Source organism: Rhodovulum euryhalinum (assembly GCF_004342445.1).
In the GTDB taxonomy this organism is placed as follows: domain Bacteria; phylum Pseudomonadota; class Alphaproteobacteria; order Rhodobacterales; family Rhodobacteraceae; genus Rhodovulum; species Rhodovulum euryhalinum.
This window is the reverse complement of the sequence record NZ_SLWW01000018.1, coordinates 23,658-47,175: the sequence shown is the minus strand read 5'-3', so window position 1 is coordinate 47,175 and position 23,518 is coordinate 23,658. Positions and strand designations below refer to the sequence as shown.

Annotated in this window: 24 protein-coding genes and 1 pseudogene; 8 read left to right on the top strand and 17 right to left on the bottom strand. The window is 67.4% G+C overall.

Annotation, left to right across the window (positions count from 1 at the left end; translation table 11 throughout):
* Together EV655_RS17005 and EV655_RS17000 are read right to left on the bottom strand one after the other, a co-directional pair.
* On the bottom strand, nt 1–186 hold a 186-nt coding region (locus EV655_RS17005; RefSeq protein ID WP_279389351.1), incomplete at its 3' end, for an SLC13 family permease.
* 843 nt (nt 187–1,029) lie between these two features.
* Nucleotides 1,030–2,541 (bottom strand): DUF6880 family protein, encoded by a 1,512-nt coding sequence (locus EV655_RS17000; protein WP_132546553.1) that lies wholly within the window; start codon nt 2,539–2,541, stop codon nt 1,030–1,032.
* A 318-nt stretch (nt 2,542–2,859) separates the two neighbouring features.
* Between EV655_RS17000 and EV655_RS16995 the strand changes: the two genes are divergently transcribed.
* The 5 genes from EV655_RS16995 to EV655_RS16975 are packed head-to-tail and all read left to right on the top strand — an operon-like array spanning nt 2,860 to nt 10,706.
* Nucleotides 2,860–4,011 (top strand): efflux RND transporter periplasmic adaptor subunit, encoded by a 1,152-nt coding sequence (locus EV655_RS16995; protein ID WP_132546552.1) that lies wholly within the window; start codon nt 2,860–2,862, stop codon nt 4,009–4,011.
* 16 nt (nt 4,012–4,027) lie between these two features.
* Nucleotides 4,028–7,150, top strand: coding sequence for a multidrug efflux RND transporter permease subunit (locus EV655_RS16990; RefSeq protein ID WP_132546551.1), 3,123 nt, complete (start codon nt 4,028–4,030; stop codon nt 7,148–7,150).
* Nucleotides 7,147–7,845, top strand: a complete 699-nt coding sequence (locus tag EV655_RS16985) for a response regulator (protein ID WP_132546550.1) — start codon at nt 7,147–7,149, stop codon at nt 7,843–7,845. Before EV655_RS16990 ends, EV655_RS16985 begins: the two co-directional genes overlap by 4 nt.
* Entirely contained in the window at nt 7,835–8,935 is a 1,101-nt protein-coding gene (locus EV655_RS16980; RefSeq protein WP_132546549.1) for an ATP-binding protein, read from the top strand. Before EV655_RS16985 ends, EV655_RS16980 begins: the two co-directional genes overlap by 11 nt.
* Nucleotides 8,925–10,706, top strand: coding sequence for an ABC transporter ATP-binding protein (locus EV655_RS16975; RefSeq protein ID WP_132546548.1), 1,782 nt, complete (start codon nt 8,925–8,927; stop codon nt 10,704–10,706). The genes EV655_RS16980 and EV655_RS16975 overlap by 11 nt, the downstream gene beginning before the upstream one ends.
* Before the next feature lie 323 nt (nt 10,707–11,029).
* Here the strand turns inward: EV655_RS16975 and EV655_RS16965 are convergent, their stop codons facing one another.
* The 6 genes from EV655_RS16965 to EV655_RS16940 all read right to left on the bottom strand — a co-directional run bounded on the left by EV655_RS16965 (nt 11,030) and on the right by EV655_RS16940 (nt 14,887).
* A complete protein-coding gene (locus tag EV655_RS16965; protein WP_132546547.1) occupies nt 11,030–11,650 on the bottom strand; it encodes an ABC-type transport auxiliary lipoprotein family protein in 621 nt (206 codons plus the stop codon).
* A complete protein-coding gene (locus EV655_RS16960; protein ID WP_132546546.1) occupies nt 11,647–12,549 on the bottom strand; it encodes an MlaD family protein in 903 nt (300 codons plus the stop codon). Before EV655_RS16960 ends, EV655_RS16965 begins: the two co-directional genes overlap by 4 nt.
* Nucleotides 12,549–13,322 (bottom strand): ABC transporter ATP-binding protein, encoded by a 774-nt coding sequence (locus EV655_RS16955; RefSeq protein ID WP_132546545.1) that lies wholly within the window; start codon nt 13,320–13,322, stop codon nt 12,549–12,551. The genes EV655_RS16960 and EV655_RS16955 overlap by 1 nt, the downstream gene beginning before the upstream one ends.
* On the bottom strand, nt 13,322–14,392 hold the full coding sequence (locus tag EV655_RS16950) for an MlaE family ABC transporter permease (protein WP_243645124.1): 1,071 nt from the start codon (nt 14,390–14,392) through the stop codon (nt 13,322–13,324). The genes EV655_RS16955 and EV655_RS16950 overlap by 1 nt, the downstream gene beginning before the upstream one ends.
* The gene (locus tag EV655_RS16945; RefSeq protein WP_132546544.1) at nt 14,385–14,576 is read right to left on the bottom strand and encodes a Thivi_2564 family membrane protein; all 192 of its coding nucleotides are present in this window, start codon (nt 14,574–14,576) and stop codon (nt 14,385–14,387) included. The genes EV655_RS16950 and EV655_RS16945 overlap by 8 nt, the downstream gene beginning before the upstream one ends.
* A 98-nt stretch (nt 14,577–14,674) precedes the next feature.
* Complete coding sequence (locus EV655_RS16940; protein ID WP_132546543.1) at nt 14,675–14,887, bottom strand: DUF3185 family protein; 213 nt, start codon at nt 14,885–14,887, stop codon at nt 14,675–14,677.
* A 345-nt stretch (nt 14,888–15,232) separates the two neighbouring features.
* Here EV655_RS16940 and EV655_RS16935 point away from each other — a divergent pair, with 345 nt between their 5' ends.
* On the top strand, nt 15,233–15,418 hold the full coding sequence (locus EV655_RS16935; RefSeq protein ID WP_132546542.1) for a hypothetical protein: 186 nt from the start codon (nt 15,233–15,235) through the stop codon (nt 15,416–15,418).
* A 52-nt stretch (nt 15,419–15,470) separates the two neighbouring features.
* Nucleotides 15,471–15,755: pseudogene (locus tag EV655_RS19125) on the top strand (Na+/H+ antiporter NhaA); the annotation flags it as partial.
* Between the two features lie 640 nt (nt 15,756–16,395).
* Here EV655_RS19125 and EV655_RS16925 read toward each other — a convergent pair.
* Together EV655_RS16925 and EV655_RS16920 are read right to left on the bottom strand one after the other, a co-directional pair.
* The gene (locus EV655_RS16925) at nt 16,396–16,920 is read right to left on the bottom strand and encodes a hypothetical protein (RefSeq protein ID WP_132546540.1); all 525 of its coding nucleotides are present in this window, start codon (nt 16,918–16,920) and stop codon (nt 16,396–16,398) included.
* A gap of 101 nt (nt 16,921–17,021) precedes the next feature.
* Nucleotides 17,022–17,213 (bottom strand): hypothetical protein, encoded by a 192-nt coding sequence (locus EV655_RS16920; RefSeq protein ID WP_132546539.1) that lies wholly within the window; start codon nt 17,211–17,213, stop codon nt 17,022–17,024.
* Between the two features lie 376 nt (nt 17,214–17,589).
* Here EV655_RS16920 and EV655_RS16915 point away from each other — a divergent pair, with 376 nt between their 5' ends.
* The gene (locus EV655_RS16915) at nt 17,590–18,615 is read left to right on the top strand and encodes an IS1595 family transposase (protein WP_132546538.1); all 1,026 of its coding nucleotides are present in this window, start codon (nt 17,590–17,592) and stop codon (nt 18,613–18,615) included.
* Nucleotides 18,616–18,688: 73 nt separating this feature from the next.
* On the opposite strand, the gene EV655_RS16910 is transcribed toward EV655_RS16915, so the two are convergent.
* From EV655_RS16910 to EV655_RS16880, 7 genes are all read right to left on the bottom strand, one after another.
* Nucleotides 18,689–19,024, bottom strand: coding sequence for a DnaJ family domain-containing protein (locus EV655_RS16910; protein ID WP_132546537.1), 336 nt, complete (start codon nt 19,022–19,024; stop codon nt 18,689–18,691).
* A gap of 222 nt (nt 19,025–19,246) precedes the next feature.
* A complete protein-coding gene (locus EV655_RS16905; protein ID WP_132546536.1) occupies nt 19,247–19,459 on the bottom strand; it encodes a hypothetical protein in 213 nt (70 codons plus the stop codon).
* A 21-nt stretch (nt 19,460–19,480) separates the two neighbouring features.
* Nucleotides 19,481–20,080, bottom strand: coding sequence for a DUF1523 family protein (locus EV655_RS16900; protein ID WP_243645123.1), 600 nt, complete (start codon nt 20,078–20,080; stop codon nt 19,481–19,483).
* A gap of 10 nt (nt 20,081–20,090) precedes the next feature.
* The gene (locus EV655_RS16895) at nt 20,091–20,339 is read right to left on the bottom strand and encodes a hypothetical protein (RefSeq protein WP_132546534.1); all 249 of its coding nucleotides are present in this window, start codon (nt 20,337–20,339) and stop codon (nt 20,091–20,093) included.
* Nucleotides 20,340–20,398: 59 nt separating this feature from the next.
* On the bottom strand, nt 20,399–20,563 hold the full coding sequence (locus tag EV655_RS16890) for a DUF3309 family protein (protein WP_132546533.1): 165 nt from the start codon (nt 20,561–20,563) through the stop codon (nt 20,399–20,401).
* 552 nt (nt 20,564–21,115) lie between these two features.
* A complete protein-coding gene (locus EV655_RS16885; protein WP_132546532.1) occupies nt 21,116–21,994 on the bottom strand; it encodes a F0F1 ATP synthase subunit gamma in 879 nt (292 codons plus the stop codon).
* On the bottom strand, nt 21,981–23,516 hold the full coding sequence (locus EV655_RS16880; RefSeq protein WP_132546531.1) for an alternate F1F0 ATPase, F1 subunit alpha: 1,536 nt from the start codon (nt 23,514–23,516) through the stop codon (nt 21,981–21,983). The genes EV655_RS16885 and EV655_RS16880 overlap by 14 nt, the downstream gene beginning before the upstream one ends.
* Nucleotides 23,517–23,518 lie beyond the last annotated feature (2 nt).

The following is a 23,518-nucleotide window of genomic DNA, read 5'->3' as shown; positions in this document are numbered from 1 at the left end:
GGTCCGCTCCAGCATCTCGCCGACGACGAACAATCCCGCAACCATGATGATGATGGTTGCCCCGAACCCCGCAACAGCCTCGGCTGGGCTGAGAATTCCCGAAAGGGCGAGGGTCACAAGCACGAAAAGCGCGATCAGGTCATAGCGGACCCGGTTCGACGCCATCATGATTGCGGCCAGGCCCATCAGATAGAAAACGAGTGTCGCGTCGCTCGGCACGGGCGATCTCCGGGTGGTGGCGGCACCACAGCCCTAAATGATCAAGACAAAGGGTTCCATCAATCAGATGGCCGCGATGACCTGTCAGTGAGCGGTGATCCAGCCATCTCTGGCGCCCGGGAGCTGTTTACGCCAATCGGCGCAGGCCGAGGACTCGGTTCGTGCAGAGCGTTCATCTCGCGCGGTGGGTTGGGCGATTGTGGTGGCGATGTGTAGCGCGCAACCGGCTGGGATCGTTCACCGGAGGCATCTGACAAGTCCGATGAAATGACCCCTCGGTCCCGCGATGCGATGCGGTCTTAAAACCGCGATCAGATTCCGCAGGCGCGGCGCAGGTCTCGTTCGGCGGGCCGCACCGCAGAACGAGAGCAAGGCCTTCGCGGTCTATCCCGGGTATCGCAGGGCACTTTGCAAGGCTCGCTCTCTGCGCATTGCAGCCGCTTGGGCACGGCGCAACGAATCTTTGGTGAAAGATCAAGTCGACGGTCGGCCACGGGCGCAGCGGAATGGCAGCTCTTCCGGATCGTGGTGAGCCGCTTCGCCCACGCAGCGAAGGTCCGGAGACCGCCCCGTAGTGACTGGGCGGCTGGGGGGCCATGGCCTGTAGGCGGTCGAAGATCTCGGGGTCGAATCAGGGTTTCAGGAACTGGCCTTTCCGGTTGGATCAACCGCACGAGGAGATTGGTGCGCAAGATGCCCCAGGGCGGCACGATGAGGTGCAGCTTTTCGGGCGCTGGCCGCGTGCTCGAGATCGCACCGGCGATGTTGCTCAGGTGTCGCAACTCGGCAGAGACCCAACACAGAGGCAGCTCATTCAGCCGTCCAGCGCGGTCTGCGAGCGCTGCGGTGCGCCGGGTCCTCGCGCGTGACCCCGCCTTCGACAAGCGCCCAGAACCCTGATTTGCGCCCGTGCGTCGTGTGCAGTCCCTCGCGGTATTGCGCATGACTCGGCAGATCGGTGGGCCGCTCACCGGCGGCGTCGCTGTCGGGCGCGAGCCGATCGAGGGCCGCGAGGTACTTCGCCGCGTGGCCATAGGCCTTCGACCGGGCGCGTGCCAGGATGTCGTCCAGCAACGCCCGATAGAGGATCGTCGCGGCAAGCGGGCTTTCGTGCTGCAGCCGGTCCGCGATGGGGGGCAGGATGTGCCAGTCCGATCCCGACCATGCCGCCCGATGCCGGATGACGACCCGCGCCGCGAGATCGTCGCGGGGCCAGGCGAGGAAGAAGCGCAGCGCGGCCATCGGATCGGCATGGTCGAGCGCCAGCGCAAAGGCGGCCTCCTCGGCCTCGATGTCCTCGAAATCCGGCAGCGCCTCGAGATGGGCGCGCAGGAGCGCGGGTGCCAGCGTCTCGCCGAACCGCTGCCGACGCAGCGCCTGCGCGGCGTCGACCTGCCCCAGTGCCGTCAGGATTTCGGCCTCGAGCAGCGCCTGGTGCACCGCCGGGCTGGCATCGGTCTCGTCCTCGCCGTCGAGCCCCATCAGCACGATGTGGCGCCGCGTGCCGCCCGCGCGCACCCAGTCCAGCGCCTCGGCGACGCGCCCGGAGGCCAGCAGCTGCGCCGCAATCCCGAGGCAGTCGCGCGACTGTTCGGGTTTCTCGCGCTCCAGCGCGATCACCTGATCGACGTCGCCCCCGGCCCGCGCCAGCGCCTGCCGCATCTGGCGCCACTGCTCGGTCATCGAATGGAACCAGCGGCCGGAGGCCCGCTGCCCGGCCTCCGCCGCATGCCGGTCGGCGATACGCGCGGCAAGATCGGCGTCCCATTCCGCTCGCGCGGCGGGCGGCAGATGCGGGATCACCTGATCGGCCGCCTTCGGCAGATAGCCATGCTCGCTTTCCCCCAGCGCGGCCATGATCTGCGCGGGCAAGCCGCTCGTCTCGGCAGTCGACATCTGTGCCGAGACCGGACCGAGCGCGTCGATGGCATCGGCATAGACATCCTGGATGCGGCCGCTGGAGTCATCGATCCGCTCGAAAACCTTCTCATGGGTGGCGATGAAGCGCAGCAGGCGGTCGGCGGCCATGGCGGGATCGGCCGCGGCGAGTTCGGTGGCAATGCTCGCGACCAGCGCCGCCAGATCGTCCCGAAACGCCCGCTCCCTGTCCCAGTCCACGAACGCCCGCGCCCGCGCCAGTCCCGCGAGCCGCCGATCGATCAGCTTCGCAACCGCCCCCGCCCCGGACTGACCTGCCAGCGCCGCCATCGCCCGGCGCTTGAACGCAGCGTTGCCGGACGCCTCCTCGGCGATCAGGGCCGCGAGGCGAGATGCGCCGAGGGCCTCGAGAGCTTCACGCGAAAGGGCAGGTTTGCGTGCCATTCGAGTTGTTTATCCGGGGCGCCAGAGGATCGTCCAGCCTGCTGATCTTTGGGTGCGGCAAAGCCGGTGATGACGGCTGCACGCGCATCAGTAGCATTCCGGCGACGGAAGGGCGGAAAGCGGACCGCTGGCTCTGCGGCATTGCCTCCGCAGCATTCCGCAAAACCGCCCGCTCACGCCGACGAAGCGAACGGGCGCGAACCGGATCAATCTGTGCAGCAATTTCCCGGACCTCCACGAAACCTCCACGGAACCTCCCCGTTTCGTCAACGCCGGCATGTCATCTGGCGCAGCCGAACCGATCCGTGGATTTCCGACATGACATGCCTGCTTGTTCCAAGGCTACTTCTGATCTGCTGCCTTGCTGCGGCGCCGACCCTCGCTTCCGCCGTCGAGGTCTTGGCCGGGGCCGAGCCGGCTGGCGACCGGCCGGTCCAGCTGACGCTCGTCACCCTGACGCCTGAACGGATCGTGCTTTCCGATACATTCCCGGGACGCGTCGCGGCGTGGCGACGGGTGGAGATTCGGCCGCAGGTGGGCGGGATCATCCTGGAGCGGCCGGTGACCGAGGGGATGCGGGTCGCGGCCGGAGACGTGCTGTTCCGCATCGACCCCGCGCCGCTGAAGGCCGATCTCGCGACCGCCGAGGCGGGGCTTGCCCGCGCCAAGGCCGCGGAGGCCCATGCACGGCGCGGTCTGGAACGGTCGGACGCGCTAATGGCGAAGAACGCCACCAGCGGCGAGAAGAACGACGCCGCCCGCAACGATCTGGCGCTGGCCGAGGCGAACCGCGCCGAAGCGCAGGCCATCGTCGATCGCCGCCGGCTGGATCTGGAGTTTGCCACGCTGCGCACCCCCATCGCGGGCCATGTCGCGGGCGGGCTGGCCGATGTCGGGGGGCTTGCGGCGCCGGGCGCCGAGCGGGTGCTGGCCGTGGTGCAGGATCTTGACCGGGTGCATGTCGATCTCCGCCTGCCCGCGGCCTCGCTCGACGCCATCCGGACCGCCGCCGCAGCGGGGCTGGGCGGGGTCGAGATCCTGATGGACGGAGACCGGCCCCATCTACGGCAGGGACAGCTGAAAACCATGGACGTGATCGTCGATCCGGGCACCGGCACCGTCTCGGTCCGGGTCGAGGTCGAGAACCCCGGCCTTGCCCTGCTGCCCGGCATGTATGTCCGCGCCCGGCTGCCGCGCAGCGTGCTTCCCGAGGCGCTGCTGGTCCCCGATGAGGCGGTGCTGCGCGACGAGGCGGGCCAGGCGCAGGTCGTGGTCGTATCCGGCGATGGCCGGGCGGCGCGGCGCCCCGTGACGCTGGGCGACGCCATCGGCGGGCGCCTGGTGGTCGCCTCCGGGCTGAGGCCCGGCGAGGTGATCGCCATCCGCGGGCAGGACCGCGTGGCCGACGGCGTGCCGGTTCCCGTGGCGGCCATGGCCGCCGATGCAGCCCCTGCCTCCGTGAAGAACTGAAGCCCGAGCCGATCCCATGTCCCGTTTCTTCATCGACCGCCCGATCTTTGCCATGGTCATCGCGATCTTCATCGCGCTGGCCGGGCTCGTGGCCATTCCGCAGCTTCCGGTGGCGCGCTTCCCCGACATCGCGCCCCCCGGCATCAGCATCTTTGCCACCTATGCCGGCGCGGATGCCAGGGCCGTCAACGACAGCGTGGTCCGCCCGATCGAGAAGGAACTCTCCAGCGTCCGGAACGTGCTTCATGTCGAATCCACCGCGGATTCGACCGGAGGCGCGAATGTCTTTGTGACCTTCAAGCCCGGCACCGATCCCGAGATGGCGCAGGTCGATGTCCAGAACCGGCTGAAGAATGCCGAAGCCCTGCTGCCCGAACCGGTGCGCCGCGCGGGTATCGGCGTCGAGGCGGCCGAGTCCGGTTTCCTGATGGTGATCACGCTGAAGTCGCGCGAGGGCGCAACGGACGAGCTGAGCCTCGGCGAATACCTGTCGCGCACCCTTGCCGAAGAGCTCAAGCGCCTCCCCGGCGTGGGGCGGGTGCAGCCCTTCGGGTCCGACCGCGCGATGCGGGTCTGGGTCGATCCGGCGAAGCTGGCGGCCTACGGTCTGACAATGACCGACGTGACCGAGGCGATCGCGCGCGACAACGCGCCCACGACGCCGGGCCGTGTCGGCGAAGAGCCGACGGTGCCCGGCACGCGCCTGTCGACGCCGCTGATCCTGCGCGGGCAGCTGACCACGCCCGAGGCCTTCGCCGCCATCCCGCTGCGCGCAGAGGCCGACGGGTCGCGGCTGGTGCTGGGCGACGTGGCGCGGGTGGAGTCGGGCGCGCAGACACTCGCCTTCAGCGTCAGCAGCAACGGCAAGCCCGCCGCCGCCGCCGCGATCCAGATGTCGCCCGGCGCCAATGCCGTGCGCACCGCCGCCGCCATCGAGGCGCGGCTGGCCGAGCTGCGCCCCGCGTTGCCCGGCGACATGGAGCTGTCGATCTCCTACAACACCGCGCCCTTCGTGAAGGTGTCGATCGCCAAGGTGATCAGCACCCTGATCGAGGCGATGGTGCTGGTCTTCTTCGTGATGTTTCTGTTCCTGCAGAACCTGCGCTACACGCTGATCCCGACCCTCGTGGCGCCGATCGCGCTTCTGGGCACCTTCGCCGTCATGGCCGTCGCGGGCTATTCGATCAACGTGCTGACCATGTTCGGCATGGTGCTCGCCATCGGCATCATCGTTGACGATGCCATCGTCGTGGTCGAGAACGTCGAGCGGATCATGACCCGGCATGGCCTGTCGGCCCGCGCCGCCACCCGCCAGGCCATGGACGAGATCTCGGGCGCCATCGTCGGCATCACGCTCGTCCTCGCGGCCGTCTTCATCCCGATGGGGCTGGCGGCCGGATCGGTGGGCGCGATCTACCGGCAGTTCACCCTGTCGATGGCGGTCTCGATCCTGTTGTCGGCGTTTCTGGCGCTGACGCTGACGCCCGCGCTCTGCGCCACACTCCTGAGGCCCGGAACGGGTCACGCCACGCGGGGCTTCTTCGGCTGGTTCAACCGGCGGTTCGAGGCGCTGAGCGCGCGTTACACCGGCTGGGTCGGCTGGGGGCTGCGCCGCGGCGGGCGGATGCTGGTGCTCTATGCCACCCTTCTGACGGTGCTGGCGGTGGGCTACCAGCGCCTGCCGACCTCCTTCGTGCCCGACGAGGATCAGGGCAGCTTCATGGCCGCCGTCGAACTGCCCGCCGGTGCGACGGCCGAACGCACGCGCGCCATCGTGGCCGCCTACGAGGCCTACACCGCCACCCGACCCGACATCGTGGAGAACACGGTGATCCTGGGCTTCGGCTTCTCGGGCTCGGGCCCCAACGCCGCGCAGGCCTTCACCAGCCTCAGGGACTGGGGCGAGCGCAGCTCGACCGTCGACGACGAGATCGCCGCGGCCGAGGCGGCGATGGCCGATGTTCCCGAAGGCATGGTCATGATCCTGAAGCCGCCGGCGATCGAGTCGCTCGGCACGACCTCGGGCTTTTCGCTACGGCTGGAAGACCGCGCCAACGCCGGCCCCGCCGCGCTGAAGGCGGCGGAGGACCGGCTGATGGCGCTGGCCGCCGAAAGCCCGTTGCTCAGCGACGTGATGTCGGAGGGGCTGCCCGGCGGCCCCAGCATCGAGCTGCAGGTCGACCGGCCGAAGGCGCAGGCGCTTGGCCTGTCCTTCACCGCCATAAACGACACGATCTCGACCGCGATCGGCTCGGGCTATGTCAACGACTTCCCGAACGGCGGACGCCTGCAACAGGTCATCGTGCAGGCCGACGCATCGGCCCGGATGCATGTCGACGACGTGCTGCGCCTTGAGGTCCGCAACATCGAAGGCGGCATGGTGCCGCTGTCCGAGGTGGTGACGGCGGTCTGGACCACGGCTCCGCTGCAACTGGCGCGTTACAACGGCTATCCTGCGGCCCGCATCTCGGGCTCGGCCGCGCCGGGCGCATCGAGCGGCGCCGCGATGGCCGAGATGGAGCGGCTGGCGCAGGCGCTGCCGGAGGGTTTCGCGCTGGAATGGACGGGACAGTCCCTGCAGGAGAAGCAGTCGGCCGGTCAGGCGCCGATGTTGCTGGCGGCGTCGATGCTGGTGGTGTTCCTGGTGCTGGCCGCCCTTTACGAAAGCTGGTCGATCCCGCTGGCGGTGCTGCTGGTGGTGCCGCTGGGCGTGCTGGGCGCGGTGCTGGCGGTGCTGGCGCGCGGCGGCGAGAACGACGTGTTCTTCAAGGTGGGCCTCGTCACCATCATCGGTCTCTCGGCCAAGAACGCCATCCTTATGATTGAGTTCGCGCGCCACCTGCGCAGCCAGGGCGTGGGGCCGCATCGCGCGATCCTGCGCGCGGCGCGCCTTCGGCTGCGGCCGATCCTGATGACCTCGCTCGCCTTCATCCTCGGCGTGGTGCCGCTGATGCTCGCCCGCGGCGCCGGATCCGAGATCCAGAACGCCATCGGCACCGGCGTCTTCGGCGGCATGGTCTCGGCCACGGTGCTGGCGATCTTCTTCATACCCGTGCTCTATGTCATGGTCAGCCGGATCGGCCGGGGCCTCTCCGCCCCCGGCCTGTCCGGCCCTCCCGTCCGGACCGCAAAGCCATGACCAACGCCCTGATCCTGATCATCGAAGACGAACCCGAGATCGCCGAGATCCTCGAGACCTATTTCGCCCGCGAAGGGTTCCGCGTGATCTGCGCGGGCGACGGGCCCACGGGCCTTGCGCATCACCAGCGGCTGCGGCCCGATCTGGTGGTGCTCGACATCAAGCTGCCGGGACAGGACGGCTACGAGGTGCTGGCGGCGATCCGGCGCCGGGGCGCGACGCCGGTGATCATGGTGACCGCGCTGGCAGAGGATCTGGACAAGCTGCAGGCGCTGCGCATCGGCGCGGACGACTACGTGGTCAAGCCCTTCAATCCGCTTGAGGTGGTGGCCCGCGCGCGGGCAGTGCTGCGCCGCACCCTCGGGCGGGGGCCCGAGACCCTGCTCCGCCTTGGGCCGCTGACGGTCGATCCGCAGGCGCACCGCGCGGTGGTCGAGGCCGGCCGGGGTCCCGTCCCGCTGGACCTGACGCCGACCGAGTTCCGCATCCTCGCCCACATGGCCGCGTCACCGGGGCGCGCCTTCGCGCGCGCGGATCTGGTCGACGCCTGCCTGCCCGAAAGCGAGGCGCTGGACCGCACCGTGGACAGCCACGTGAGCAACCTGCGCCGCAAGCTGGCCGCGGCGGGGGCCGAGGGGCTGCTGAGCGGCGTGCGCGGCGTGGGCTACCGGCTGGAGGCGTTCGATGCACCGTGAACGCGGCGGCAGCCTCAATTCCCGCATCACCCTCGCCATGATCGGGCTGACGCTGACGGCCTTTGCCGTCGTCTATGTCGGGATGATGGCCTATTTCTTCGTCATCTACGAATGGCTCTATCCGCAGGCCACCCCTGACGAGAGCTGGCGGCTGGGCGACACGGTGATGGTCGGGCTCGTGCTGGGCTTCGGGCTCATGACGGCCTCGCTCATCGGCTGGCGACTGGCGCGCCGGATCATCGCGCCGCTCAAGACGGTCGCCGCCGCCGCGCGCCGGATCGCCACCGGCGACTTCTCGGCCCGGGCCGATCTGCCGCCCGGCAGCTTCGGCGAGGCGCGGGATCTGGTCGCCGACTTCAACCGCATGGCCGAGCGCCTGCAACATGCCGAGACCGAGCTTGCCTATTCCAATTCCGCCATCGCGCACGAGTTGCGCACGCCGCTGACCATCCTGCGCGGGCGGCTGCAGGGGCTGCTTGACGGCGTGTTCGAGCCGGGCCCGCAATTCTACTGTCGGCTGATTGCGCATGTAGACGACCTGTCCGGCATCGTCGAGGAACTGCGCACGCTCGCGCTGAGCAACGCAGGACAGCTGGATCTGGCCCTTACCCCGATCGATCTGGCCGACGAAGCCGCGGCCGCGCTGACCGCGCTGGAAGCCGAACTGGCCGCGGCGGGCATCGCGGTGACGCGCAACCTCGACCCGGCCGCCACCCTTGCCGACGGGGCGCGGCTGAGGCAGGCCTTCGTCGCGGTGCTCGAGAACGCCTGCCGCTACGCGCCGCACGCGCCGGTTCAGGTGCAGACCGCCATCGACGGCACCGATGTGGTCTTTCGCTGCACTGACGGCGGTCCCGGCATTTCCGAGGACGGCCGTGCCCGCGCCTTCGACCGGTTCTGGCGCGCCGACGACTCGCGCGGGCGCAGCCTTGGCGGCTCGGGTCTGGGCCTGCCCATCGTGCGCGCCATCGCCCGCGCCCATGGCGGCGAGGCGCTGATCCTGGCCTCCGACACGCCCGGCCTTGCCGTCGAGATCCGCCTGCCCCGCCGCCCATCCCCCCGATCAGCCCGAGATCCCCATGTCCGATGATCCCGACGACAGCGCCGCCTACGGCGATCTCGCCGCCCGCCACGTGTCCGTGCGCCGCGTGCTTGGGCTGTTTGCCCCCTATCGCATCCGGATCGCCGGGGTGGCGGCGCTGATGATCCTCGCCTCGGCCATCGGGCTGGCCGGTCCCTTCCTGCTGCGCGCCGTGATCGACGTGGCGCTGCCGCAGCACGACCTGACGCTGCTGCTCGGGCTGGTGGCGGGGATGGTCGCGGTGGCGCTGGCTGCCGCCGCGGTGGGGGCGCTGCAGGTGGTGCTGACCTCGCGCATCGGGCAGGCGATCCTGCACGACCTGCGGGTCAGGCTCTACGCCCATCTGCAAAGCCTGTCGCTGGGCTTTTTCGCCGGCACCCGGACCGGCGAGGTGCAGTCGCGCGTCGCAGGCGACATCTCGGGGTTGCAATCGCTGATGACCGAGACCGGCAGCGACCTCGGCCGCGCACTGAGCGCGGTCGCGATGACCGCCGTCGCCATCCTGATCCTCGACTGGCGGCTGGCCGTGTTCGTGCTGCTGATCGTGCCGGGAACGGTGCTGATCAGCCACCGCGTCGCCCATCTGCGCGAGGCGCTGACCTGGCAGCGGCAGGCCCGGGCCGCCGACCTGTCAGCGGTGGTGCAGGAAACCCTGTCGGTCCCGGGTGTCATCCTGGCCCGTACCATGGCGCGCGGCCCGCACCTGACGCAGCGGTTCACCCGCATCTCGGGCGATCTCGCGCGGCTCGAGGTACGCTCGCACACGGCCGGCGAGTGGCAATGGATGCTGATCGGCTTTGCGCTGGCGGTTCTGCCCGCGCTGACGCTGCTGGCCGGCGGGTTGCTGATGCGCACTGACGATCCGGCCAGCATCGGCACGCTGGTCGCGATGATCGCCCTGCAGGAACAACTTCTCTGGCCGTTCGAGCAACTGCTCGAGATCGGCCGCGACATGCGCAAGGCGCGTGCGCTCTTCGCCCGCATCTTCGAATATCTCGACAGGCCGGTCGAAATCACCGAGCGCGCGGACCCGGTCATCCTGCCGCGCGCCCGGATGCGGGGCGAAGTCCAGCTCGATCGCGTCCGCTTCGCCTATGCCCCAAGCGGCCGCCCCGCCGTTCATGACGTCAGCCTGACCATCCCCGCGGGCAGCCGCATAGCCATCGTGGGGCCCACGGGCTCGGGCAAGACGACGCTCGGCTATCTTCTTGCGCGGCTCCATGACGTCGACGGCGGAGCGATCCGCTTCGACGGCGTGGACCTGCGCGACCTGAGCTTCGACACGCTGGCGCAGATGCTGGGCGTGGTGTCGCAGGAGCCGTATCTTCTCCACGCCTCGGTGGCCGAGAACCTGCGCTTTGCCAAACCCGATGCGTCCGAAGCCGACCTGATCGCCGCCGCACGGGTAGCCCAGATTCACGATCATGTGGTGGTGCTCCCCGATGGCTACGACACTCTGGTGGGCGAGGGCGGCCATCGTTTCTCGGGCGGCGAGAAGCAGCGGTTGGCGCTCGCCCGGACCATCCTGCGCGATCCGCCGATCCTGCTGCTCGACGAGGCGACGAGTGCCCTGGACACCCGCACCGAACGCGCCATGTCGCTGGCGCTCGATGCGTTGTCGAAGGGTCGGACCACGATCACGATCGCGCATCGTCTCTCGACGATCCGGGGTGCCGACCGGATCATCGTGATGCAGGCCGGACACCTGGTCGAGCAAGGCACGCACGACGAACTGGTCGACCGGGCCGGGCTCTACGCGAGCCTCCTTCGCGGGGGGTGAACCACCTCGGGCGCGGTACCCAAGGAACGCCTTCAGGCGCGCGACCTCGGCCAACGATACCAGACGGCTGTGGCAGTGCTCGCTGCAGAAGATGGTGAGCTCGTTCCCCGCCAGTTCCGTCTCGGCCAAGTTGCGCATTCGTCTCCGCATTTCAGGGATCTCTTCGGAGCACAGGCCGCCGATGGCAAGGACACCGGCACCGTCCGGTTGCGGGACGGCCCGGTCACCGTGGTCGCCGAGCTGCCCAAGCGCGTCGACTGGGACCAGACGATGCTCGCCGGCCTGGTCGAGCGGATCCGGGCCGATGGCGCCGATCCCGCAGATTATGTCGACACCGCGTTCAGCGTGACCCAGCCAACCACGTCTCCGAGGATGGCTTGCATGGCCGCGTCCAGCCCGGCGATCAGCGCCGAGGTACTGTCGGAGGGCGCCGCCACGGTCGCCATGAAGCGGCTCGTGCCCGTAACACGCCGGTCGGATTCACGGATCAGGGCCATCCACAGCGCGATCCGGGTCTGCGCCCGACCCGGGCCCGTCAGTTCCGCCTGAAATGCCTGGATTTCGGTCATCAGGGTGCGGTCTGGCGCAAGCCCCGCCCCGATGCGGGTCACGAGCCGTATCTCGCCCCGGTTCATCAGGGAGTTCACAAGCAGCGTTTGCACCATGGCTGGCGTCGGTTCGGACCAGCGGGCATCGGGCAGGTACTCGGCCTGCCGGGGAGTGATCTTGATCAGGACGCGGTCCGTGGACAACTCACCGCCCGATGTCGGCAGTTCGACGACCAGGTGGCCGACGCGACCCGACCGCGACCCGTCCGGCTGGAGCGGCGAGAGCGTGTAGGTGTCGAGCGGGTCGCTCGCCCGCGACACCGCCGACACGGTGCCGCAGCACGAAAGACCGCCAGCAGCGGCAAGGGACAGAAAGTTGCGGCGCGAAAGGGTCATTCGGACCTCCTGTATTCCGGCGTCTCGTTGCCCAGCAGGAAGCGGCCGGGGTCGCTTCCGATCTGCCGTGCGAGCGCATCGAACCGCGCCAGCACCCCGCTCGCATCCTGGATCAGCGTGCCGATCTGCGCCGAGAGCCGCGGCAGAGCTCCCTGAGTGGCCCCGCGAATACCGTCCATCGCCGCGCCCGTGCTGCCGGCGACAGCCCGCAGATCGGCGACGAGCGCCGGCACGTCGCCCTCCAGAAGGCCATTCGTGGAGGTCAGCCCGGCCTCGGTTGCATCGAGGACCGCGTCGACCCGGGACAGGGTCCGCACCGCGCGGGTGGCAAGGGCGTCGATCCGTCCGGTGGCGTCCTGAAGATTGGAAAGGATGCCCGCGATGGCATCGCGGTTCGCTGGGGCGGCGAAGCCCCGGACATCGGAGATCAGGGCCGTCGCCTCGGCCAGCAGGTTGGGTCCGGTCACCATAAGGTCCTGCACGACCGACCTCTCCGACCGGATCACCGGAACATCGGCCGGAGGGACGGGTGCGATGGCGTCGGCGTCGGCGCTGCCGCCTTCCAGTGCGATGAAGGCGACGCCGGTCACCCCTTGCGCCGCGAGTGTCGCGATCGTGTCGGTGCGGACGGGCGTGCTGGCAAGGACTTCAATGCGCACCCGCACCAATGCGGGATCGTCACGGTCCAGCGCAATGGTCAGAACCTTGCCGACATCCACGCCATTATATCGGACGGCGCCGGTCTGGCTGAGGCCCGCAACGGTCCCGAACAGGATGTCGTATTGCGCATAGGTCCGGTCGATCTGGACCTTGGCCAGCCACAGAACGAAGCCGAGGGCCGCCAGAAAGCCGACGATCGTGAACAGGCCCATCAGCACGAAGCGCGCACGCGTTTCCATCAGCCGACCGCCGCCGCAAGGGCTGCATGCGCCCGCGGGCCGTGGAAATAGGAATGCACCCAGGGGTCATCCACGTTCCGCAACTCGGCCATTGTGCCACTGACCAGCACGCGGCGCTCGGCCAGCACGGCGATCCGGTCGCAGGTAGCCTGCAACGTGTCGAGGTCGTGGGTCACCAGGAACACCGTCAGGCCGAGGGTCGCGCGCATTGATGTCACCAAGCTGTCGAAGGCCGAGGCGCCGATCGGATCCAGGCCCGCCGTCGGTTCGTCGAGAAACAGGATCTCGGGGTCGAGCGACAGCGCACGCGCCAGCCCCGCGCGCTTGCGCATGCCGCCCGAAAGATCTGCGGGAAACAGATCGCCCGCCTCGGGCGGCAGGCCGACCATGGAAATGCGCAGATCGGCCAGTGCCCGCCGGGTTTCCGCGTCGACCGCCAGCCGTTCGCGCATCGGTGCCTCGACATTCTCGCGCACGCTCAGCGCCGAGAACAGCGCGCCGTCCTGGAACATCACGCCGGTGCGCGCGCTGGCGGCCGCCCGGTCGGCGGCGCTCGCACGCAGCACGTCCGTGCCCAGCATGGTGATCTGCCCGGCACTGGGCGTCATCAGCCCCACGATGCTACGCAGCAGCACCGATTTCCCGCTGCCCGAGGCGCCCACGACACCCAGCACCTCGCCGCGCATCACGTCGAGCGACAGGTTGTCATGCACTACGGTCTTGCCGAACCGGTTGGTCAACCCGCGGATCTCGATGACCGTCTCGGCTTCCATCACACCCCCCAGACCGCGAAGAACACCGAGAACAGCGCGTCCACCACGATCACCAGAAAGATCGCGATCACCACCGCACGCGAGGTCCGCATGCCCAGCGATTCCGCATCGCCCTTGACCATCAAACCCTGCTGGCAGCCCACCAGCGCGATGATCGCCGCAAAGACCGGCGCCTTGGACAGGCCGACCAGCGCCTGGGTCGCGTCGACATCGGCCAGCAATTGCGTGCGGAACTGGCTGGGCGAGATGCCAAGCTCGACCCAAGCCATGAGCCCGCCGCCGAACAGGCCCGACAGGTCGGCGACAAGACCGAGGATGGGCAACATGATCATCAGCGCCAAGAGGCGCGGCAGCACCAGAAGCTCGATCGGGTCCAGCCCGAGCACGCGCATGGCGTCGATCTCCTCGCGCATCTTCATCGAGCCGATGGCGGCGGTGAACGCCGAGGCCGACCGACCCGCGACGATGATCGCGGTCAGAAGGATCCCCAGTTCGCGCAGGATCGACACCGCGATCAGGTCCACCACGAACACCTCGGCCCCGAACTGGCGCAGCTGCGCTGCGCCCTGGAACGCCAGCACGACCCCGACCAGGAATCCCATCAGCGCCACAATCGGCACGGCGTTCAGCCCGACCGCCTGCATGTGGTGGACCATAGCCGTCAGCCGCAGCCGGCGCGGTTTTGCCAGCGTGGCGGCCAGCCGGGCCATGACAAGGCCGACGAAGCCCAGGCTGTGTGCCGTGGCGGCGATAAATCCCTGCACGGCCAGACCGACACCGGCCAGCATATCGGTCGCGCGCCATCGCGCGCGCGCTGCGGATTCGTCCACCACCGGCATGGCGTCCTGCACCTTGCGCATCAGCAGGCTCTGCGCCTCGTCTGCGCCGGTCACCGGGCGTCCCGTCGATCCCAGCAACCAAGCGCCCGCCGTATCCAGCCGGTTGACCGCCGAGAGGTCGACGGGGGCACCGGCCGCAGCCCGGTCGAGACGCGCGCGCACCTCGTCCAGCGTGGACAGTATGACGGGCCCGGAAAGATTCAGCGGCGAGGCGGGGATCGTCTCAGCCACCGACGCCTATGGCACCGGCATTGCCCAGAAGCCCGAAGCCCCGCAGAAGCCAGAGGACGACGAGGATCACGACGACCACGTTCAGGATCTGCTTTATCTTCCGATCCATCGGAATATAGGTGTTGATCGCCCACAGCCCGACGCCGACGATGACAAGGGTAACAACCAGATTGATGAGAGACATTGAATTGGTTCCCTGTGAGTGGGTCATGCCGGGCCGACAACGGCCCGACGATTGACAATTGACGGCCCGGACCTCTGCCGGGATCGCCGTGACGAGGATCAGGCGCTGGCAAAGCCGCGGAAAAGCAGCGCGACGCCGGCCACGGCAGCGATAACGCCGCCGATCAGATACCACATCGTATTGCCGGTGAAGCGGCCGGTCAGCGCCTCGGACACCTGGTCGACAGGCGCATTCGACGCCCTCCAGGCGAAGAACAGCAGCGCGACCCCGACGGCGAGTGCGACGACGCCAATGATGCTCGACTGTGTCATGATGAGGGTCCTTTGATGCATGCGCCTGTCAAAGCCGCGCCCGCCGAAGCGGCGCGGCGCGCGGCCGGAATCGCGCGCGGGCGGCAGGCTGTCCCGGCAATGTGATCTTCGCAGATGCGGGGGCCGCTGCACTTACCTGGATCAGCTTCGTCTGACACACATGATCTAACTAACCTGCATCAGTCCGGCGGCGCTTGTACGACGGCAAAATGGGACGTGCACCCGAATATCTGGAGGCATTTTTTTCAAAGCACCCGAGAAGTGTGTGGGTGTGCGGCAACCCGGTACGTCCTTATGCTTGCACGCCTCTTGTTTCGGGATAATCCAGAAAAGAGGAGGAACGCGATGCTCGACATGACAAGCCCTTCGATCAAGATGATCTCTGTCCGGAATGCCTGCATGGAGGCGCCGCCCGGACCGAAGAAAGACGAAGCCTTCAAGCATTACGCCGCCGCCGAGCACGCGCGTCATGCCATGAGGGAGGCCGATTCCGATACGGAACTCGACGCGGCGATCCAGGCGCTTGCGTGATGTCCTGCGTCCGCCGTGACCACGGTGGCCGCCTGCCTTCGTCGCAGCCGGGGCGTTGCTCACGGGGATCGGTTTCACGATGTCGCTGTTCATCGTCGGCCGCGCGTTCGAGCCACTGATTATCAAGGCGGCAATGCTGTGCATGCTCAGCGGATCGGCGCTTTCCGCGAACCTTGGCACGGTGCTCCTGGTCTTGCTCAGTTGCCAAAGGTGGAGACCCCCGCCAGGTCATCCGGTCCCGGTCCCGGTCCCGACGCGCCGAGGCAGAGCGAGACCCGCCTCAGCGCGGCATGGGCCCCCGCCGTCTTCCGCTCGAGGAAACAGACGCCAATCGTGAAGATACGCGTGATCCCCGGCCCAGATCGCCGGGCAGGCCGCCCCCACCATAGAGCGGCCGAACTCCGCGCGGAGCGCTGACGGCACGTCGGAAAGACGGATCGCATCCGGATGCGATCCGCGAACGACCGGCAGGTCGATATGCCGCGCAGCCAGGCATACCGGCTCGCCTCCGGCGGCTCGGCGCCACCCCGCTCCGCGGCCGCCGGCCGTTCCGCCGGATGTCCCAGCGCCGTCCGCATCGGCCGCCGGCGCATCGGTCGGCCTTTGCACGCCGGCCTGCGCGGCCGCGATCGACAGCGCTGCGCGGGTCGGGCAGCCCGAGCGCCGCGCAGGCGGCCGCCGCCGTCATGCGGCCCGCCGACCAGAGCCGCAGCGGGTGCTTCGGCGCAAGACCCGGCGCTTGCTCGCCATCCGCGCCGGCGGGGATCATCATCAGAGAGGTGATCTGGCAGAGGTCGATCAGCGGCCGTTCCTCCGGCGTGCGCGGCTCGATCGGCTATCCGGGCGAGTCGCGACGGGAGGCAGGGGGACGAAGAGAACGGGGCTGACGCATGGCACAACTCGCGGGCCGAGAGGCGGTACGTGAAAAGGGGGATCGAAATCCCCCCATCGTTCCGTCGGCAGTTTCCGGCGCAGTGTCACCTGCCGAGACGCTGGACCACGGCATCGGCAAAGGAAGAAATCATCGCCTTGTAGTACACATCGCTGTCGGGGCTCAGCGTAGACAGGTCTGTCCCCTCGGGCAGGAATCCGGCGCTCGAATTCACGTCGACCGTCTGCTGCCAGTGGTCGAAATTGGAATTGTCGTTGGCGTCCGAGAAGCTGACATCGCCCACCAGCCGCGTATCGGCCGAATTCATCGCCTCCTTGTAGGAATTGCTCAGCTCGAATTCCGACAGATCGACTGTGATCTTGATGCCGTCGGGGGCCACACGGTCGACGATACGGGCAGTCAGGGCATTTTCGAGATCGGCCTCTATTGTCGCGAAATGCTTGGCCGCCGTGGCGTTGGTCAGTGCGGCAAGGTCGATCTGCACGTCGATTTCCTTGACCATCTTGTGATCCGAGGCGACGGCGGCCGGCACGAAGGTGGCGATGGAAAGGATCGCCGCGATCAGGGTTGTCGCGGTCAGGCTGGGTGACCGCAGAATGAGGGTCGTCAAGCGGTCGGGATTTGGGAAGCGGGTCATGATCGGCTCTCCGGCTGGAAATGGGATGAAGGGCTCGCCCCGGCAAGTCTTGCACCGGGCCGGCCCCTGTCAGATCAGGCGAGCGCAGCGACAGCGGCGTCGAGCGCCTTGGTGCAGCCGGTGTCATCCTTGGCGGTCTGAGCCTTTTCGGCGGCCTGATAATGCTTGAGCGCCGCGTCCTTCTTCGGACCAGCGGGCGCCTTGTCCCAGGCGGCCTTGACGGTCTTCATGCGTTCGGCGTTGGCCGCCATGGTGTTGAGGTTCATCGGTTTCGTCCTTCTTGGTCTGCCGCAGCGGCAAGCTGCGCCGATGTCCGCAAGGTGATGGAATTATCCGTCGCGGAGCTGCAGGATGCGTTTCACTCGGCAGAGGCCATGGCAATCGGATATTCGATTGCCATGAATCAGGTTCGCCTGTCGTGCCGAGTCGCACACTGATGCAGGTTTGCTTGGACGTGCGAATAGCGGTTTCCTTCCGTCCGAGAGGAAAGAATAACCCTATTATCCACGAGAAAAAGCAGGGCTTTCGGAAATGCTCAGCCTACTTGCCTCGCGAAGGCCCCGGCTACGCCATAACGTAGTCGCTTCCGGTTAGGAGAAATCAGTCAATCTTCTGGGCCCCCCCCCGAAGCGAGGCCACTCCATGATCACCGAACTGAAGTCCGTCCGCGATGTCTGGAAGAAGATGCCGACCGAACGTCACGCGCGGCTCTTCCTCGAGAACGCCATCTGGGGCGATGATCGGTTCTTTCCACATTGCGGCAGCTTGAGTTCGCGCCCGCTGCGCGGTGCATCCGTGCGCCCCGGCGTGTATGAGTGCATCGAGAGGGAATGCCGACGCCAGTTCACCGTAACCACGAGGACGCCGCTCCACGCGACAAAGCTGGATCTCCGGACCTGGATCCCCGCGATGTTCCTCGTCCTGACGTCTTCCAAGGGCATTTCGTCGGTCGTGATGTCGCGCATCTTGGGGGTGAACCAGAAGACCGCGTGGAAGCTTGGCCACGCCATTCGCGAGATGATGGATGATCGGCAGGGCATTGCCGGCCGACTGTCGGGTGTGGTCGAGGTCGATGAGGCCTTCGTCGGCGGCAAGCCGAAGTTCCGCCATGGCGTCAAGAACAAGCGGGGTCGAGGAACAGGCAAACCGATCGCGCTCGTTGCTGCGGCGCGAAACGGTCAGGCTCGAGCCGTGCTCATCCCAAATGCTCGAGGGCGCACGATGAAGCCCGTCATCGAGGGCTGGATCGACCCGACCTCGGCGCTCATCACCGACAAGAACCCGAGTTACGGAAAGATTGGGGCATCTTTTGCCAGCCACCATACAATCCAGCACAACAAGCGCCAGTATGCGAATACGAAGACCGGGGCGCACATCAACACCGTCGAGGCAGTGAATGCGGTCGTCCAGCGCGCTCTGATCGGCGTTTATCACCGCCTGGGACGGAAGCACCTACAGCGATACCTGGACGAGATCATCTGGCGGTGGAACCACAGGACCCCGGAGAGCAAAGTGCGGAAGCGGAAGTCTTCATCGGGCCTCTCAACCGCCCAGACCACGACCGTATGGAGGCCGATCCCGGTTGTGGACCAGATGCGAGGCCTGCTCTGCGGAGCCGTCGGCCGCCAGATGAGACGCACACCGTCGTGGGGTCTTCGGTGGCCATGACCCCGTCACTGCGAAGGTCCGCTGAGAGCCCATTTCGCCAGATGCTGCGCAGCAGACGGGTGGCCGCTTCGGGCTAACCTCCCATAAACCGCCGTCTTGCCTCTACTGCTATGTTGTAGCGTTGCTGAAGGTCGGCGATCAGGGCCATTGCAACGCGTTTCGCGTCATCGCCCTCTGCTTCCCTGTAGCTTTGCTTCGCTGCCTCCAGCAGCTTCTTGATCTTGAATTCCTCGGGCAGTGTGCCTGCTTCGGCCATTATGCGGACCGCCACTGCTGTCGCCATGTCGGTAAACGCCTCGCCCGAGCGGTCGGGCAGCGGTTTCCCCTCGCCTTCAAGGCCGCGTAACTTGCCCTCTGCGAGAGCTTTCTGGATCTGCCGCTCCACGAGCCGATTAAGAGACTGGGTCATGCTATATTCCTGCCTTCTTACTGGTGCCGCCGAGGCAACTATAGCGTAGAAACAAAGCCGAGTTTGGAAGTTCTGCGCCGAACGGCAGCTTCGTCCGCGAAGCTGTCGCACGCGAACTTGGCGCGCCTCCTGCTTTTTCTTGTGGATAATAGGGAAGAATAATCCCCCGCGGCCGCCCGCAGGGGATGTCCTGACCATCGGAGTCTGTCCGGCAGAGGGGTCTCAGTCGTTGCGGCACCCCGGCACATTCAGGTCCCGGCAGAAATAGCCAGCGGCACCGCCGACGATCGCCCCGGTGGCCGGGCTGCCGCCCGTCGCGCCGGAAATCACCGCGCCCCCCGCCGCCCCGGCAAGGCCGCGCTGTGCGTCATTTTCAAGACAACCCGACAGGGCCAGCGCGAAAGCCATCATCAGCAGGCTGGATTTGATCGACATGGTTTTCTCTCCTCGATATTTTCAAAGCTGCGGCGGGATCTCAGCGGTGACGGGATGCGACGGGTCGACAGCGGCCGGTCCAAAGACCTGCTGGCGGAACCGCCGCCACATCCGCCACATCATCCCCGCGCCGATTGCCAGCAGCACCAGCAGGATCATGCTGATCCAGGGAAAGACGGTGACATCCGGTCCGGCCACGGGATAGAGGCCTATCGCGTTGGGAAAGAACGAAAAGATCGGGGTTCGCCAGCCGTAATGGGTGATCACGACCCATTGCGGCGTGTCCTTGGTCGAGACCGCATTCGAGGCCTCGGCCTGCAGATTGGCGCTGTCGTACTTGAGATAGGGCGGCCAGAACCAACCGGTATCCTCGTTACGATAGACGCTGACCTCGCCATTGGGGCGGACTGCCTCGATAAAGCGGATGTCGCGCTTTTCCACACCGGTGGTCGACGGGGCATCGGACCTGGCATAGAACAGCCAGTTGGCACCGATCGTGGTCTGGCGGTTGTAGGTGTTGGTGATCTGCACAACGTCGTGTTGGGGCAGGTTGTAGTGAAGCACCGCTATCACCAGCAGCACCAGAGCCCCCCGGAACGTCCATTTGACATAAGTCCACACAGGCTTTCTCCTACTTGAGGTTGACGACATAGACGGTGACCGCGACGGCAATCATCGGGATGATGCAGATCAGCAGCCAAAGCCGCCGTTTCAGGCTGGCCGCATAATCGGCCATGCCTTCAGCGCCCGCGACCATGGCGGTATCGAAATCGCTCTCGAGGCTTTGCCGCTTGATCGCGCGTTCGCAGGCCAAGACAAGCACATGGACGATCGAGAGAGCCAGAAAGCCGGTGATCGTTCCTGTGAACGATCCATACATTCCTTGCCCTCCCTCACAGGCTGCCAGGCGCCCCGATGACCGCGGGCCGCGGGGTGGGGTCAAAGCCGTCCGGTCAGCACCAGAACAACCAGCACCACCAGCAGCACGCCGATCACGCCGATGCCGCCATGGCCAAAGCCATAGCCATAGCCGCCGAAGCGGCCCGAGAAACCGCCCAGCAGGAAGACGACCAGAACGATGATCAGCAGGGTTCCGACAGACATGATCTATCCTCCAATCAGGGTGTGACCCCTGTTTGCATGATGGGAAAAGGCCGGGTTCGGCCACTTGTTCCGGACCCGTCGCGGTGCGGTCCGCGCCACCGGATCGGCCCCCGGGCCGAGGCGACAAGGCGCGATGGGCCAAGGGCACTTTCTCTTTTGATCCAGAAAGCGACGGACAGCACTAACATGGGTAATGGCCACGCCATCGGGCTTTCCCAGGGTTGCATGGACCGTCCGTTTCGATCCGCAATCCCGGGATCGGGGACCCTCGGGTTCAGGCGGTCGGGCGACGACCGCCTCGGGATACGCTTGTTCTGCCGGGTCTGGCCGTCTGCCTGATCGGAGCCGCAGGTGTCGGGTTCCTGACGGCCTGTGCATATCTTGTACTCGGCATGTCCCGGGGCAGGGTCGTCGTCAATCTTGATCTGGCTCGGATTTCCGTGTCTCGAGCGCTTTCTCCGGGAGATCATCAACGGGTGGCCGAGGCGCTGGCGATCCTGGAGGGACGCGCCGGCATTCTCGTCACGGCGTGATGGTGCCGGGCCGGTTCGCTCAGTCGGCCGTCTGGACGGCTTCGAAGCCCGAGACCACGTCCAGAAGCTCGCGGGTGATCGTCTCCTGGCGCCGCTGGCGGTAAAGCTGGTGCAGGGCGTCGCGGCGCTCGTCGATGTTGTGTTCGGCGGCCTGCATCGCCGCGAGCCTTGAGGCATGTTCGCTGGCCAGCGCCTCGGCCAGGGCCCGGTAGACCACCACGAACAGCCTTTGCTGCACGAGCCAGGACATCATCTGTCGGTGCTCCACGCGGACCAGCGGCAGAGAGCGTCCCGGCCACTCGGCCTGCGCCAGCTTGCGCAGATAGCTGTCGGGAAGCGGCAGCAGCCGGTGCGCCTGCGGCTTGGCTGCGATGCGCCCTTCGCGACGGTTGTGCACCAGCCAGACCTCGCCGACGCCCTCGACCCGGGTCCAGCGGTCGATCTCGACGATGACGGATTGCACCAGCCGCGACAGCCCCTCGACCGAGCCCGGAAGCGAGCGCAGGAAGTCCGCGGGCTTACCTACCGCCTCGAGCCGGGCCGCGGCGCGCGTCCCGATCACGCCGAGAAGCATCGGCCTGCCGTTCATCCGGGACAAGGCGAAGCGCGTGATCCTGTCGTTGTAGCCTCCGCACAGGCCGCGATCCGAGCCGATCACGATCAGCGCCTCGCGTCCGGTGCCGCCGCCCGCGCCAGGCCGGGTCAGTTCGGCCGTTCGATCATGGCGCAACACGGCCATGAGGCCCACTTCGACGGTGCGGGCATAGGACGCCATCGCCCGTTCGGCCTGTTCGTATTGCCGGATGCTGACCGAGGACAGGGCCTTCATCGTGCGCACGATGGACTGGATGTCGCCTGTGGTTTCCAGCGCGTCCGACAGGCTTTCAAGCGTCTCCATTGCCGACCTCCGCCTGCAGGCCCGACAGCGCCGCGCGCATCATCTCGATCAGCGTCTGCCGATCGGCATCCTCCAGCCGCGCGCCGGCCGCGATCCTGTCGCAGATCTCGGGGGCCTGCCGCCGGACCACCTGCCGGACCGTCTGTTCCGCCTCGGCCACGTCGTCGGGCTCGAACCCGTCCAGCAGGCCTTCGGTTGCCGCCAGCAGCGACGCGATCTGTTCGGGCACGGCGATGTGGTCGTGCTCGCGCTGTTTCAGCACCTCGCGCACGCGCAGGCCGCGCGTCAGCTTGCGCCGCGTCTCGGCATCGAGCTGGGTGCCGAAGCGCGCGAAGGTCTCCAGCTCTTCGAACTGCGCATACATCAGCCGCAGGTTGCCCGCGACGGCGCGGAAGGCCGGCAGTTGCACCTTGCCGCCCACCCGGCTGACCGAGGTGCCGATGTCGATGGCGGGCAGATGACCCTTTTCGAACAGCCTCGGCGAGAGATAGATCTGCCCGTCGGTGATCGAGATCAGGTTGGTCGGGATATAGGCCGCGATGTTCTGCGCCTGCGTCTCGACCACGGGCAGCGCGGTGAGCGAGCCGCCGCCATGCTGCTGGCGCAACTGCGTGGCGCGTTCCAGAAGCCGCGAATGAATGTAGAAAATGTCGCCGGGATAGGCCTCGCGCCCAGGCGGGCGGCGCAGCAGCAGCGACAGTTCGCGATAGGCGCGGGCGTGGCGGGTCAGGTCGTCATAGACGATCAGAACGTCGTGCCCCCGGGCCATCAGATGCTCGGCCATCGAGGTGGCCGCATAGGGGGCGACGAATTGCAGCCCCGGCGCATCCTCGCCGCTGGCCACGACAACGATGGTGCGCTCCAGCGCGCCGCCCTGGCGCAGGCTCTGGATCACCCGCGCCACCGCCGAGGCGCGCTGGCCGATCGCGCAATAGATCGACAGCACGCCCGTATCGCGCTGGTTCAGGATTGCATCGACGGCAATGGCGGTCTTGCCGGTCTGCCGGTCGCCCAGGATCAGTTCGCGCTGGCCGCGGCCGATGGGGATGGCGGCGTCGACCGCCTTGATCCCGGTCTGAAGCGGCACCTGTACCGGCGCGCGGTGCATGATCGGGGGGGCGGGCCGTTCGATGGGCATAAGGTTCTCTGCCTCGATGGCCTCGCCGCCATCCAGCGGGCGGCCAAGGCCATCGACCACCCGCCCGAAGAGACCCGCCCCGACGGGCACGTCGACCACCCGGCCCGTGCGGCGCACCGGGTCGCCGGGACGCAGGCAATCGGTCGGCCCCAGGACGATGACACCAGCGCGTTCGGTGCCGATATCGGAGGCGATCCCCATGACGCCACCGGCAAAGGCCAGCAATTCGTCGGCATGCAGGTCGGTGAAGCCCGCCACCTCGGCCACGCCGTTGCCCACCGAAACGATCCGCGCGATCTCGGCCATCTCGAGCACCGGATCGACCCGTGACAGCGCGTCCTCGAGCGGGGCGAAGAGGTCGCGGTGCAGATCGTCGAGCCTCATGG